Here is a 14681-nt window from a genome sequence, read left to right as displayed (position 1 = left end):
CGACATGCGAGTGTCACGTCGGTCGATGCTGGCCGGAACCGCCGCGGGCGTGCTCGCGCCCGCCGTCGGGGTCGCCGGGACAGCGTCGGCCGCGGGCCTGACCCGCCAGATCACCATCTACGCCGAAGCGCTGCCCGGCGGCCTCTACGGCTACGGCCTCGAACCGGGCAAGGCCACGATCCCGGGGCCGCTGCTGGAGGTCTACGAGGGCGACACCCTCGAGATCGAGCTGGTCAACCGGACCGACCAGCGGCTGTCGATCCACCCGCACGGCGTCACCTACGACACCGCGTCGGACGGCGCCCCGCTCAACGCGTCCTTCAACAAGCCCCGCGAAACACGGACCTACACCTGGCGCACGCGGACCCGCTACGACGCCGGCGGCGGGTTCTGGATGCCGGGCAGCGCCGGGTACTGGCACTACCACGACCACGCGATGGGCACCGACCACGGCACCGCCGGCCTCGCCCGCGGGCTGTACGGCGGGCTGATCGTGCGCAAGCGCGGCGACCTGCTGCCGAGCAAGCAATACACCGTCGTGTTCAACGAGATGATGATCAACCACGCGATGGCGCCCGACACGCCGATGTTCGAGGCGCGCCTCGGCGAGCGCGTCGAGTGGGTCTGCATCGGGTACGGCAGCCTGCCGCACACGTTCCACCTGCACGGACACCGTTGGGCCGATACCCGTACCGGGATGCTCCGCGGCGCAGATGACAACGCTGCCATCGTCGACAACAAGAACCTCGACCCCGGCAGCTCGTTCGGCTTTCAGGTGCTCGCCGGCGAAGGCTCCGGGCCGGGGGCGTGGATGTACCACTGCCACGTCCAGACCCACTCCGACGGCGGGATGGTGGGCCTCTTCCTGGTCCGCAACGCCGACGGCGGGATGCCCGGCGGCGCGCAGGACGCGATCGACCGGTTCAAGGAGCACGGCCACACCGGGCACGACATGAACCCCGATTCCCGTACGCACGCAGGAGGGGAGCTATGAAACGACGATGGTTCGGCAGGCGCGGGGCGCTCGTGCTCGCCATCGGGGCGGTCCTCGCGGCCGGGGCCCCGCTGATGGCGATGCCGGTGGCCCAAGCGGCCCCTGCGGCGAACGTCGCGGTGAACGTGCTGGTCTTCCACGGCGCGGCCGCCGATCAGAAGGACCCGGTGCTCCGCGCGGCGGACGCGATCGCGCGGCTGGGCGGCGACAACGGCATCACGGTGACGGCGTCCTCGGACCCCGCCGTGTTCAGCACCGCCAACCTGGCGCGCTACCGCGGTGTGGTGTTCCTGTCCGCGCAGGGCGTGACGCTCGCGCGTGAGCAGGAAGCCGCGCTGCAGGCCTACATGAAGGCGGGCGGCGGTTTCCTCGGCATCTCCGACGCCGCCCGCGCGCAGGACTCGTCCGCGTGGTTCACCGGGCTGATCGGGGCGCGCCCGGTCGGCGCCCGCCCGACGCCCGATGCGGTGGCGGCGGTGACCGCGAGCGGGGAGAACCCGCCGAACGAGACCAAGGAAAAGCTGGCCGACAACAACGAGAACACCAAGTGGCTGACGTTCGCGACGACCGGCTGGGTGGCCTACAAGATGGCCACCCCGGTCGCGGTCAGCAGCTACTCACTGGTCTCGGCGAACGACTACCCCGGCCGGAACCCGAAGAACTGGACCCTGCAGGGCTCCGCGGACGGCGCCACCTGGACCGACCTGGACACGCGCACGAACGAGACGTTCACCGAGCCGTTCCAGACGAGGACGTTCACCTTCGCCAACACCACGGTCTACCCGAACTACCGGCTGAACATCACCGCGAACGCCGGTGAGCCGATCATCCAGCTCGCGGACCTCAAGCTCTTCAAGGACACCTCGACGACCCCGCCGCCGCCCGAGCCCGCGCCGCAGCAGGCCGTCGTCGACGTCCTCGACGCCCAGCATCCGGCGACCAAGGGGCTGCCGCAGAACTGGACGCGCACGGACCGCTGGCTCGCCTGGGAGACCAACCCGGTCGGCACCGTCCACACCGTCGCCCAGGTCGAGGAGAAGGGCTACCAGCCGGGGGTCGGCGCGAACGGCGCGTTCCACCCGATCTCGTGGTGCCGCGACTACGACGGCGGCCGCTCCTTCTACACCGGCATGGGCCGCACCGAAGCGTCCTACGGCGAAGGCCGGTTCCGCGACCACCTGCTCGGCGCCCTGCGCTGGACGACCGGGATGGTGCGCGGCGACTGCCAGGCCGGGATCGCCGCGAACTACAAGATCGAGCGGCTGACCGGCAAGAACGCCGCGGGCCAGCTCGACCAGATCGGCGAGCCGCACGGGCTCACCATCGCCCCGGACGGCAAGGTGTTCTACATCGGCAAGGCGGCCTGCCCGACCGGGCCGGTGGTCAGCTGGGACGACCCGAACGTCGGCCTCGGCTGCGGCACGATCCACCAGTGGGACCCCGTCACCAAGAAGGTCAAGCTGCTCACGACGTTGCGGGTGATGGGCAACCGCGGTAGCGGCGACGAGCTCGTCAAGAACGAAGAGGGCCTGCTCGGGATGGTGCTGGACCCGAAGTTCACCGAGAACGGCTGGTTCTACGCCTACTGGATGCCGCACGAGTCGATCGACCGCGACAAGCGGATCGGCAAGCGCACGATCTCGCGGTTCACCTACAACGCGACCGCGCAGACGATCGACCAGGCCACGCGCAAGGACCTGCTGTCCTGGGACGTGCAGATCCACAGCTGCTGCCACGCCGGCGGCGGCATGGCGTTCGACAAGGACGGCAACCTCTACGTCGGGTCCGGGGACAACAACTCCTCGGGCGGTTCGAACGGCTACTCGGGCAACAACTGGACGCTCGAGTACAAGGGCCTTTCGTTCCAGGACGCGCGCCGCACGGCGGGCAACACGAACGACTTCGGCGGCAAGATCCTGCGGATCCACCCGGAGGCGAACGGGACGTACACGATCCCGCAGGGCAACCTGTTCCCGAACGGTCCCGCGGACAAGACGCGCCCGGAGATCTACGTGATGGGCGTCCGGAACATCTCGAGGCTGCAGATCGACCCGGTGCACAACTGGATGACCGCGGGCTGGGTCGGCCCGGACGCGACGTCGCCCAGCCCCGAGCTCGGGCCGGCGAAGTACGAGACGGCGACGATCATCACCGAGGCGGGCAACCACGGCTGGCCGTACTGCATGGGCAACCGGCAGCCCTACCGCGACCGCAGCAGCACGAACGCCGCGGAGCTGACCGGCTGGTACGACTGCGACAACCCGATCAACACCTCGCCCCGCAACACCGGGCTGGTCAACCTGCCGCCGATCAAGGACAACATGATCTGGTACTCGCCGGACGGCGGCGGCCCGGTCTTCCCGAAGCGGCCGGGCTCGTCGATTCCGACGTACAACGCGGCGGACGCCACCTACACCCAGCCGTACCTGCGGGGCGGCGGCCAGGCGATCATGTCCGGGCCGACGTACCACCGCTCGCTGGTCAACACGAACAGCGGCGTCGCGTGGCCGGCGTACTGGGACAACAAGTGGTTCATCGGCGACGAGGCCAACGCGCAGAACCGGGTCGCGGTGACCGTCGACCCGGCGGGCGTGCCGACGCACCAGCCGCCGGTGTTCGCCGAGACGTTCCGGCAGATCATCCCCGGCGGGGCGGGCGACACCCGGGTGCAGAGCTGGATGGACGCCAAGTTCGGGCCGGACGGCGCGCTGTACGTGCTCGACTACGGCAACGGGTTCTTCTCCCTGGACGCCAACCAGAAGCTGCTCAAGATCAGCTACACCGGTGGCGCCCCGACCCCGGCGCCGGCGGCGTCGTCGACGATGGTGCAGAACAAGGCGCTGACGGCGGCGTTCACCGGCTCGAAGTCCGGCGGCGTGTCCTACCGCTGGGAGTTCGGCGACGGCTCGGTGTCCACCCAGGCCGACCCGCGGCACACCTACCCGCGCACCGGGATCTTCACCGCCAAGCTGACCGTGACCTACGCGGACGGCGAAGCGGTGACCACCCGGACCGCGGTGAACGTCGGCTGCGCGGTGGCCGACCCGAGTCCGGTGGTGACCTTGGGCGACGCCATCACGAAGGTGCCGAACCGCAACGCCGGTGGTGGCTGCACGGTCGACGACTTCATCGACGACGAAAGCACGTGGAGCACGCACGCCGCCTTCGTCAACCACGTCGAGCAGGCCACCGAGACGCTCTCCGACCTCGGGGTCTTGAACGACGCCGAGGTGGCCGAGCTGAACGCGGCGGCCGCGGCGTCCCCGATCGGGAAGCCGGGCACCACCGGCTACGACGCGATCTTCGACGGCACGGCCGAGTCGTTGCGCGGCTGGGCACAGGCACCGTCCGGGCAGTTCACCTTGCAGCCCGACGGGTCCATCCGGGCGTCCGGCGGGCTGGGCATGCTCTGGTACGCCCAGCGGCAGTTCACCGACTTTTCGGTGAAGGTGCAGTTCAAGGACATCGCCCCGGATCCGAACCGGGCCAACAGCGGGGTCTTCGTCCGGTTCCCGGATCCGCGAACTCCCGTCGAGCAGCGGCCACCAGGCAGCTGCGGGACGGTCGGCTCGGCGCGGACGTCGCAGGCGTGGGTCGCGATCTACTGCGGCCACGAGATCCAGATCTACGACGGCGACAGCGGCGAGCCGCAGAAGACCGGCTCGGTCTACAACTTCGACCCGCGTCCGCTCGACCAGGCGGGGGCGCGGCCGAAGGGCACGTGGAACGAGTACGAGATCAAGGTCGTCGGGCAGCACTACACGATGATCCGCAACGGCGTGGTGATCAACGAGTTCGACAACACGCCGGGTCAGCAGTCCTCACGCGCCGGCGATCCGCCGACCGACCTGCGGCAGTTCGTCAGCGGGTTCATCGGGCTGCAGAACCACAGTGACAACGACCTGATCGAGTTCCGCAACATCCGGGTGCGGCAGCTGTAGCGCGATGGGGGCCGGGCACGCGCCCGGCCCCCATCCCTCCCAGGAAGGTTTCCCGCGATGTCCCCACGCCTGATCGCCGTGCTGCTGGCCGCTTTCCTGGCCTGGCTCGGGCTCGCCACCCCCGCGGTGGCGGCGCCGGTCCAGACCCTGACCTGGACCGGGAACAACAGCACCACCGAATACGCGTCCGCGCCGACGGGCGCGCTGCCCGGCGAGACCACGATCGTTTTCGAGAACAGCGAAGCCACCGGCAACACGACGGGGATGTCGCACACCCTGACGTTCGACACCTCGACGCCGGGCTACAACCACGACGTCACCCTGAACATCCTGGCCAACCCGTTCGACCCCGCGAACGGGCGACACGAGGCGGTCGTGACGCTCACCCCCGGCAAGTACCGCTACTACTGCACCATCCCCGGGCACTCGGCGATGGCGGGGGAGTTCGTCGTCTCCGGCGGCGGCGACACGATCCCGCCGACGGTGAGCGCTTCCGTGACGGGGGACAAGGACCCGTCCGGCAACTACGTCGGGTCGGCGACGGTTTCGTTGACCGCGACGGACGCGGGCTCCGGGGTCGCGTCGGTGGAATACCAGCTCGACGGCGGTACCTGGACTCCCTACTCGGCACCGGTGGTGGTGTCGTCGCTGGGCACGCACATGGTCCACTACCGGGCCACGGACGTCGCCGGGAACACGTCCGCCGAAGCCATGGAACACTTCACGATCGTCGAACGGCAGGGTGACGGCACTCCGCCGACGGTGACCGCGTCGATCGCCGGCTCGCAGGACGCGTCCGGCAGCTACGTCGACGTCGCCACCGCGACCATCACGGCCACCGACACCGGCTCCGGCGTGGCCGCCGTGGAGTACAAGCTGGACGACGGTGCGTGGACCGCTTACACCGCACCGGTTCCGGTGACCGCGGCGGGAACGCACATGCTTTCCTATCGCGCTCGTGACGTCGCCGGGAACACCTCGCCGGAAGGGATGGCCCACTTCACGGTGGTGAAGAGCGACACGACCGCGCCGGTCGTCACGGCTTCGGTGGGTGGTACGCGGGACGCCGACGGCAACTACGTCGGCAAGGCGGTCGTCACGGTCACCGCCTCGGACACCGGCTCCGGCATCGCCTCCGTGGAGTACCGGGTGGACGGCGGCGCGTGGACCGCCTACGCCGCACCGGTTCCCGTGTCTTCGCCGGGCGCGCACACGGTGGGCTACCGTGCTCGGGATGTCGCGGGGAACACGTCTCCCGAGGGATCTGCGTCCTTTGTCGTGGTCGCCGGTGGGGACACCACCGCGCCCACCGTGTCGATGCAGGTCAGCGGGAAGCAGGACGGCAACTGGAACTACGTGGGACAGGCGAGGGTGACGGTGACCGCCACCGACCCGGAGTCCGGTGTGGACTTCATCGAGTACAAAGTAGACAGTGGAGCGTGGGCGCGCTATGCGGCCCCGGTGGTGGTGTCCGCGCTCGGCGCGCACACGGTGCGTTCGAGGGCCACGGACGTCGCCGGGAACGTCTCAGCGGAGGCGCCGGGGACGTTCACCGTGGTCGCGGCCGCGCCGCCGCCGGACGCCTGCCCGTCCTCGGACACCCGGGAGACGGTGGTGATCGGCGGGATCGACAGCCAGGTCGAGAACATCGACATCGGCAACGGCTGCACGATCAACGACGTCATCGACGAGAACGCGGAGTACGCGTCCCACGACCGGTTCGTGAAGCACGTGAAGGCGGTGACACAGGAACTGGTCGGCGACGGGGTGCTGTCGTCGGGTGACCGGAACCGCATCGTGACGGCCGCGATCGAGTCCGGCGTCGGCGGCGCTCCCGCCGCCGGTCGCGGACCCGATGTGAAGAAGCGGTTGTAGCCGGCCGGCCCGGGTAGGCGCGCTCGTCGCCTACCCGGCCCAGATCGGCGCCGGCTCTCAGCCGCCCTGCCGGAGGTGAACGACCCGAAGCTGCGGCGAGGCGAGAACGTCCCGCTCGCAGAACCGTTCGGTCACCCATTGCTTGCGCGAGTAGAGCTTCGTCTGGTCGCTGTAGTGCGGTGACGTCGGATCACCGGACTGCGAGTAGGCCAGCAGCGTCGTGGTGTCCGGACACCGGTCGCCGTCGAACGCGACGACGTGCAGATAGGTCGCGCCCTGCAGCATCTCCGTGTATCCGGCGGCCGGATCCCAGATCCCGCCGATGGAGTTGAACACCCCGAGCCGGGCCGTGCCGCCACCGATGGGAATCCGCTCCCCGTCGCGGACGACGTAGTGGTGGTCACCGAACGGCGCGTCCAGCGCGATGCCGGCGGCCCGCAGCTCGGCGACCGCGTCGGTCAATGCCTGGGCGACGGCGGGGCTCGCCGTGTTGAGCGTGTTCGGCGTGTTCACCGGGTCGTCGGCGGAGAACGGCGGCATGTTTCTCTCGTCCCCCGTTCAGCAGCGCGATGACCAGCGGCTTGGCGCCCATCCGGTCCCCGATGTCCGCCGCGGTGACCACGACCGCGAGGCGAGCGCCGGTCCGCGTTCGAGGATTACATGTAACGGGGCGGATTCTGGGTGGCCGGTGGGTTTTCCATCCCCCAGGAACGGAGAACCCACCGGGTAATCACTGCCCGATCACCAGCGGATGCCGACGACGGATGGGCCCGCCGGACCGGCGACCGTCGCGAGGAGGGTCCCCGCCGGTACGCCGCTGCAGGTCCAGGACCGCACGCCGCCCGCGGCCGAGAACCTCGTGCTGCACCGGTAACCGTGCGGCCCGTCGATACCCCAGATCGCGGTTCCGGAGCCGCCGGTGTCCGCGTCGATCGACACGGTGCCGCCGGGGAATCCGTGCCCGCTCACCGAACAGCTCGATCCGGTGCAGCTGGCACTGCTGCCGGCTGCGAACGCCACGCCTGAGGCCAACATGATGGCCAGGGGAGTGGTCACGAGAACCGCCCCGGCCCGGATGAATGATCTTTTCACGACATCTCCTCCACTGATAGCGTCGAAATCACCAGCGCAGGCCGACCGCGGTGGGCCCGGAGGGCCCGTTCACGCCCGCCACGTAGGTGCCGGCCGGAGCATTGCGGCAGACGTAGGAGCGGACCCCGCCGGAAGCGGGGAAGGATCCGTTGCACTGGTAGTTGTTCGGCCCGGTGACCGCGTAGACCCCGGTGCCGCTGCCGGACACGTCCACGTCCACCGAGATCGTCCCGCCCGGGAAGTTGATCACGCCGACCTGGCACGTCTTCGCCGAGCAGTGCGCGCTCCCGCCGGCCGCGAAGGCGGTGAGCGGGAACGCGATCGCGGCCGCGACCGCGAAGACCCCGGCAACCCCGCCACGCACAAGATTTGTTCGCACCTGACTCCCATCCCTGAAGCAACCGCTGCGGAAGTCACCCTGCCCGGCCGTCCGTGTGAACCCCTTGCCAGACTTCTGCATGTGCCTGGTCACCGCGCTGTTGCCGAGGGAATGCCGATCCGGATCGCCTTGCTCGGCGAGGTGACCGCACAGGCCGGCGTGCGGCCGGTGGACCTCGGGCCCCCGCGGCAGCGGTGTGTGCTGGCGGCGCTGGCGGTGGACGCCGGACAGCTGGTGCCGGCGGATCGGCTGGTGGCCCGGGTCTGGGGCGCCGACACCCCTCGGCGAGGCCGGGCGACGCTGCACAGCCACATCTCCCGCCTGCGCGGGGCGTTCGCCGGCACCTTGACCATCGCGCGCCGCTCCGATGGCTACGCCCTGGAGATCGACCAGGACGAGCCCGCGGTCGACCTGCTCCGCTTCCGCGCGCTGCGAGCCCAGGCCGAGGGCGCCGGGGACGACTTCCGCACCGTGGCGCTACTGACCGAGGCGGTCGCGCTGTGGCGCGGAGCACCGCTGACCGGCCTGAGCGGGGATTGGGTGGAGGCCGAGCGCGACCGGTGGCAGCAGGAACTGTGGGCGGTGGAACAGGATCTGGTCGACGCCCAGCTGCGTACCGGCCGAGGCGAGGAGCTGGTGGCCCGCCTGCTGGCACGGGCGGCGCGGCATCCGCTCGACGAGCGGGTGGCCGGCCAGTACATGCTGGCGCTGCACCGCGCCGGGCGTTCGGCGGACGCACTGGACCACTTCCGGCGGCTACGGGACCGCCTGATCGAGGAGCTGGGCACCGACCCCCGCGCCGAGCTGCAGGCACTGCACCGCCGGATCCTGGCCGCCGACCCCGGCCTGAACGCGGCACCCGGGCCCGGGGTGACCGTGGCGCCGGTGCTTCCCCGGCAGTTGCCGGCCGCGCCCGCGCCGTTCGTCGGTCGTCAGGACGAGCTGGACCGGCTCGACGCTGCCCTCGCGCCCGGCGGCCCCGCCGACGGAGTGGCGCGAATCTCCGCGATCAGTGGAGCCGGGGGCATCGGCAAGACCTGGCTGGCCCTGCGCTGGGCGCACCGGAACCTCGACCGATTCCCCGACGGGCAGTTGTTCGTCGACCTTCATGGTTTCAGTCCTGCCGGACAACAACCGGCCCGTCCGGTCGACGTGCTCGGCGGCTTCCTCGAGGCTTTGGGCGTCGGCCGGGACCAGCAGCCCGCTGACGTCGAGCGCCGCGCCGGCCTTTACCGGACGCTGGTCGCCGACCGGCGCCTGCTGGTGCTGCTCGACAACGCCGCCGCGACCGAACAGGTCACCGCCCTCCTCCCCGGCGGCGGCCGCTGCACCGTGCTCATCACCGGCCGCACCCAGCTGCGCGGGCTCATCGCTCGCCATGGCGCCCGTCCGGTGCCCCTCGACGTGCTCACCGACGCCGAAGCACGCACCCTGCTTGCCACCGCCCTCGGCCCCGGCCGCGCGACAACGGCCGCGCCGGTGCTCGCGGAGCTGGCCGAGCTGTGCGGCGGGCTTCCCCTGGCGCTGGGGCTGATCGCCGCCCGCGCCGCCGCCGACCCGCGTCTGCCTCTCGGCGACGTCGTCGCCGACCTCCGGACCCTCGGCCTGGAGGTCCTCGACTCCGAAGACCCCACAGATCCCACGGCGAGCCTGCCCACCGTGCTGTCCTGGTCGCTGCGGCACCTCACCGAGCAGCAACGCACCGCGTTCGCCCTGCTGAGCATCGCGCCTGGTCCCGACATCGGCCTGCCCGCCGTCGCCTGCCTCACCGGTCTGACCGAGCGGGAGGCGCGCGCGACGATGCGAGCGCTGGCCGACGCGTCGCTCCTCGATCGCACCCCCGGCAGCCGGTACGGCATGCACGACCTGGTGCGCGCCTACGCCACCACTCTCGCCGCCGATCTGCCGGCTGAGGTGCGGGAAACGGCGTCGCGCCGGGTCCTGGACTTCTACGCCCGCACGGTGCACACCGCCGACCGGCTGCTGAACCCCCACCGCGACCCCGTCCCCCTCGAGCTGCCCGACGCTCACGCACACCCGCTCCCCGACGCGGCGGCGGCCCTGGCGTGGTGCGACGCCGAGCACGCCTGTCTCCTCGCCGCGCAACACACGGCGGCCGGCCACGACTGGCACGCGACGGTTTGGCACCTGGCCTGGGGCCTGCACACGTTCCACTACCGGCGCGGCCACCGCCACGACCACCTCGCCGTGTGGCAGGCCGCCGCCGACGCCGCCGAGCATCTGCCCGGCCCGGACCTCGTCATCTTCACCCACCAAGCCCTCGGCCTGACCCACGGCCAGCTGGACCACCACGAGGACGCCCTGCACCACCTGCACCAGGCCCTCACCTTCGCCGAGAAACACCACGCCACCGGCCACGAGGCCCACACCCACCGGCTGCTCGCGCGAGCGTGGACCCAGCAAGGCGACGACCGGAAGGCCCTGGACCACGCGCGTTGCGCCCTGCACCTCTACCGCGGCCTCGACCAGCCGGTCGGGGAAGCCGACGCGCTCAACTCGGTGGGCTGGCGCGCGGCCCGCCTGGGCGACTACGAAACCGCTCGCGACCACTGCCAGGCCGCCCTGGCCCTGCACCAGCGCCTGCAGGACCCCACCGGCGAGGCAGCCACCGAGGACAGCCTGGGCTATATCGACCACCACAGTGGTCACCACGAGCGCGCCATCGCCCACTACCAGCGGGCCATCACCATGCTCCGCGATCTCGGCAACACGTACGAAACTCCGGGCGTGCTCGAATCCTGCGGCCATCCGCACCTCGCCCTCGGCGACGTCCACCAGGCCCGGACGACCTGGCGGGAAGCCCTGCGGCTGTTCCGGGAGCAAGGCCGGCACGACGACGTCCGCCGCGTGCAACGCCGGCTCGACGACCTCTGATCGGCGATCGCTGCCCACACCCTGGAACGCCCCAGCAGCAGTCGATTCGTCCTTGGCGCGTGAGTAACCGGCGACGGCCCGGCGACGATCCGATCTACCTCATCAGCCGGTGACCCGGCGACAGCCTCGCCAACCACCGCCACCCTGCCTGGCCTCGCGCTCCAAGCCCACCGCCGACCCGACATCCGCGCCACCGAACTCACCGGCCGCCACCGCCAGATCTACGCCGCCACCTACGGCGACCCACCCGCTGCGACCGCCGTAGTAGCCGCACTTACCGACGCGACCACGCCGGCAACCTCGACCGCAACGCCGTCAACCACATCCCGCCGAACAACCCGACGAAACAAGAGATGATCAGCGAGCAGCGCCGTTTTCGCGGCCGGCCCTGACCAGCTCGAACGACAGATGCCGGGCATCACACGGGTGCAGGGGCCAGGGCCGCGTCCCACACCGCTTCGAGCCGTCCCGGCAGCCGCAGCTTCCAGCCGTGTGGCGCCGCCGCCTCGCCGGGTGCCGGCCGGAGGCCGGGCAGGTGATCGAACAGGACGTCCAGCGCCGTGCCGGCCAGGGCGGTGACCACCAGATGTGCGGGGCAATGGTGGGGTCCGGCGCCGAAGCCCAGGTGGGCGCGGACGTCGCGACGCAGGTCGAACCGGTCGGGGTCGGTGAAGACCGTTTCGTCGCGGTTGGCCGAGGCGACGGCGGCGGCGATCATGCTGCCCGCCGCGATTTCCCGGCCGGCCAGCGTCACCGTCCGGGTGGTGCGCCGGCCGAGCACCCCGACCGGTCCGCTCCACCGCAGCGCCTCCCGCACCGCCGCGCCGAGCCGGGCCCGGTCGGCGCGGACCTCGGCGAGCCGGCCGGGTGCCGACCACAACGCCACCAGCGTCCACCCTGCCAGCCAGCCGGGCTCGAGCACGCTCAGCCCGAGGTGCTTGAGCACGGGCACCACGTCGGCGTCCGGTCGGGCCCGGCCGGACGGCCGGTTGCGGTGCAGCAGGTGTGAAGTCACCGAGGTGTCCGGCTGTTCACGCAACCGGTGGACGAGCGCGGTCACGGCCGCGTCATCGGCCAGGACCGCGGTCGCGGCCCGGTCCACCGCCGCGTCTCGGCCGAAGTTGTTCGCTCCTTCCGTCAGCGCCGTGCCCCAGCGACGCAACGAATCGGCGCCTGTGCCCACGAACCCCAGCAGCGCGGTCACGGCAGTCGTCGCGACCGGTTCGAAGTAGTCCGCGGCCAGGTCGGCCCGGCCGGCCGGGAAGATCTCCCCGGCGATCCGGCGGGCGACCGGCCGGGCGACGGCGTCGACGAAGCCGCCGACCCCGTCGGCGGCGAAGTCGGGCTCGATCGCCTCCCGCACGTCGTCGTGGGACCTGCCCTCCCGCATGAGCAGCGGTGTTCCGCCGCACAGCGCGACCATCGGCGACCCGGGCTGGTCGGTGGTGAAGCGCTCGGTGTCGGTCAGGACCGTGTGGACGTCGCGCCAGCGGGTCACCAGCCACTGGCGCGCCTCCGGCACCCACGTGACCGGCTCGCTCTCGCGCAGCCGGGCATAGGCCGGGTAGGGGTCGGTTTCCAGTTCCGCGAGCGTGACCACGAGGTCAGTCGGCGAATGTCGGCACGGTCGAGACTTCGGGCAGCGGGTACGGGTGCCCGGCCAGGCGTCCGGTGTGCTTGACGAGGCTTTCGAGGAACCGCGCCGCGAGGTCGAGCGTGAACCCCTGCCGGCACACCACGCGGATCACGTCCACGTGCTCCAGGTTCGGTGGCAAGCTGTACGCCGGTACGTGCCAGCCGTCGCCCTTGAGCGCCTCGGACAGGTGGTACACCGTGAAGCCCACCTCCTGCGGGTCACGCAGCCGCAGCGCCACCACTGGCAGATCCTCGCCGTCGGCGATGACCTCGTACGGTCCGATGGCCGCGATGTTCGTCGCGACGTACCGCGCGACCTCCTGGCAGCGCTCGGCGATCAGCTGGTAGCCGGCGAGGCCGTTGCGCAGGAACTCGTAGTACTGCGCGATCACGCCGGAGGCCGGCCGGGAGAAGTTCAGGGTGAACGTGGGGTGGTGGCCGCCGAGGACGTTGCAGTCGAAGACGAGCGACTCCGGCAGGTATTCCGGATCGCGCCACAGGCACCATCCGGATCCCGGGTAGACCAGGCCGAACTTGTGCCCGGAAGCGTTGATCGACACCACTCGCCGCAGCGCGAAGTCCCACGTGAAGTCGACGTCGAGGAACGGTGCGACGAACCCGCCGCTGGCCGCGTCGACGTGCAGCGGCACGTCGACGCCCCGATCGGCCGCCACGCCGTCGAGGGCGGCCGCGATGTCGGCGATCGGGTCGTACCGCCCGTCCTGCGTGCTGCCCAGGACCGCGACGACCCCGATCGTGTTCTCGTCGACCGCGGCGGCGGTCAACGCGGGATCCAGTGTCGTGCGACCCTCGGTCAGCGGCACCATCCGCGCCTCGACGTCCCAGTAGTTGCAGAACTTCGGCCAGCACACGTGGACATGGGTGCCGAACACCATGTTGGGCCGTCCCGTGCCGCCCTGTTCCCGCCAGCGGCGCAGCATGGCCAGGCCCGCGAGCATGGCCGCCTCCGAACTGCCGCTGGTGGAGCAGCCGACGAAGCGGCCGTCGTCCTCGTGCCACAAGTTCGCGAGCGCGTTGATGCACTCCTGCTCGATGTGTGAGCTGGCCGGGTACTCCTCGCGGTTCATCAGGTTGATCGAGGCGGTTTCGGCGTAGAGCTGCTCCAGTTCCGGCTCGGCGGACGTGGTGCAGAACGTGGCGAGGTTGAGCGCCGCCCGCCCGTCGAGCAGCAACCGCGACCGCACGATGGCGGCGGCGACGCTCGCGGGCATCGGGTTTTCCGGCAGGCGGCCCTTCGGAATGACGTCCTCGCCGATTCGTTGCGCGAACACGGGAGCGATCTGCAGATCCTGCTCGTCGGTGAGAACCCGCTGCAAACTCATGGCAACCTCCGAAATTCCCGGGGATTCGACGGACCCGACTTCCCCAGCCCCGGTGTCACGCTGGTTCCCAGAAGCGGCCAAGCCGATGGTCGGCGTTGGATATGGTGACAGGTTCTCCGGAGGCTGGGAATCCCGTCGGCGAGGTGCAACCCGAACGGGTCGTCTGTGCGCTGAACCGGATGACGACCATTCACGTATTGTTCCGACGCCGGTGGAGGAAGGACCGAAACCGGTACGGCGGCGGCACTTGCTGTTCGGGTTGTTTTGCTGGTCGCGGCGGCTGCTGCTGACCGACGCCTTCGCCGCGTTGTCCAAAAAGGATGGATGCCGCGGTGGCGCCGGTGGACCGGAACGCCGAATGGCGGCTCGGCGCCGGCGGCCCGCGCGATCGCCCGCGGACCGCCGAGGTCGCAAGTTGTTTGACGTTCGGGTCGAGCGCCCCAATGTGGCGTTGGGTGCGTCCAGTGCACCCAATGTGGCGTTGGGTGCGTCAGACGCAACCAACGCCACATTGGGGCTGTGCCAGC

General features: G+C 70.8%; 9 protein-coding genes. 4 read left to right on the top strand and 5 right to left on the bottom strand.

Annotation, left to right across the window (positions count from 1 at the left end):
* The first annotated feature begins 4 nt into the window (after positions 1 to 4).
* From AB0M82_RS36355 to AB0M82_RS36345, 3 genes are read left to right on the top strand one after another with little or no spacing between them, the layout of a single operon-like run.
* Positions 5 to 994, top strand: a complete 990-nt coding sequence (locus tag AB0M82_RS36355) for a multicopper oxidase domain-containing protein (RefSeq protein ID WP_364732022.1) — start codon at positions 5 to 7, stop codon at positions 992 to 994.
* Positions 991 to 4935, top strand: coding sequence for a ThuA domain-containing protein (locus AB0M82_RS36350; protein WP_364732021.1), 3945 nt, complete (start codon positions 991 to 993; stop codon positions 4933 to 4935). Before AB0M82_RS36355 ends, AB0M82_RS36350 begins: the two co-directional genes overlap by 4 nt.
* 57 nt (positions 4936 to 4992) lie before the next feature.
* Positions 4993 to 6810, top strand: a complete 1818-nt coding sequence (locus AB0M82_RS36345) for a copper-binding protein (RefSeq protein WP_364732020.1) — start codon at positions 4993 to 4995, stop codon at positions 6808 to 6810.
* 57 nt (positions 6811 to 6867) lie between these two features.
* On the opposite strand, the gene AB0M82_RS36340 is transcribed toward AB0M82_RS36345, so the two are convergent.
* From AB0M82_RS36340 to AB0M82_RS36330, 3 genes are all read right to left on the bottom strand, one after another.
* Complete coding sequence (locus AB0M82_RS36340) at positions 6868 to 7350, bottom strand: penicillin acylase family protein (RefSeq protein WP_364732018.1); 483 nt, start codon at positions 7348 to 7350, stop codon at positions 6868 to 6870.
* A 201-nt stretch (positions 7351 to 7551) separates the two neighbouring features.
* Positions 7552 to 7779 (bottom strand): hypothetical protein, encoded by a 228-nt coding sequence (locus AB0M82_RS36335; protein WP_364732017.1) that lies wholly within the window; start codon positions 7777 to 7779, stop codon positions 7552 to 7554.
* Between the two features lie 151 nt (positions 7780 to 7930).
* Entirely contained in the window at positions 7931 to 8281 is a 351-nt protein-coding gene (locus AB0M82_RS36330) for a hypothetical protein (protein ID WP_364732015.1), read from the bottom strand.
* A gap of 81 nt (positions 8282 to 8362) precedes the next feature.
* On the opposite strand from AB0M82_RS36330, the gene AB0M82_RS36325 reads away from it, so the two are divergent.
* Positions 8363 to 11176 (top strand): BTAD domain-containing putative transcriptional regulator, encoded by a 2814-nt coding sequence (locus AB0M82_RS36325; RefSeq protein WP_364732013.1) that lies wholly within the window; start codon positions 8363 to 8365, stop codon positions 11174 to 11176.
* A 418-nt stretch (positions 11177 to 11594) separates the two neighbouring features.
* Here AB0M82_RS36325 and AB0M82_RS36320 read toward each other — a convergent pair whose 3' ends face one another.
* Both AB0M82_RS36320 and AB0M82_RS36315 read right to left on the bottom strand, forming a co-directional pair.
* The gene (locus tag AB0M82_RS36320; protein ID WP_364732010.1) at positions 11595 to 12776 is read right to left on the bottom strand and encodes a cytochrome P450; all 1182 of its coding nucleotides are present in this window, start codon (positions 12774 to 12776) and stop codon (positions 11595 to 11597) included.
* 4 nt (positions 12777 to 12780) lie between these two features.
* Positions 12781 to 14154 (bottom strand): glutamate decarboxylase, encoded by a 1374-nt coding sequence (locus AB0M82_RS36315; RefSeq protein ID WP_364732009.1) that lies wholly within the window; start codon positions 14152 to 14154, stop codon positions 12781 to 12783.
* Positions 14155 to 14681 lie beyond the last annotated feature (527 nt).

It is taken from the genome of Amycolatopsis sp. NPDC051128 (assembly GCF_040682715.1).
Taxonomy (GTDB): domain Bacteria; phylum Actinomycetota; class Actinomycetes; order Mycobacteriales; family Pseudonocardiaceae; genus Amycolatopsis.
This window is presented reverse-complemented; position numbering and strand designations above follow the sequence as displayed.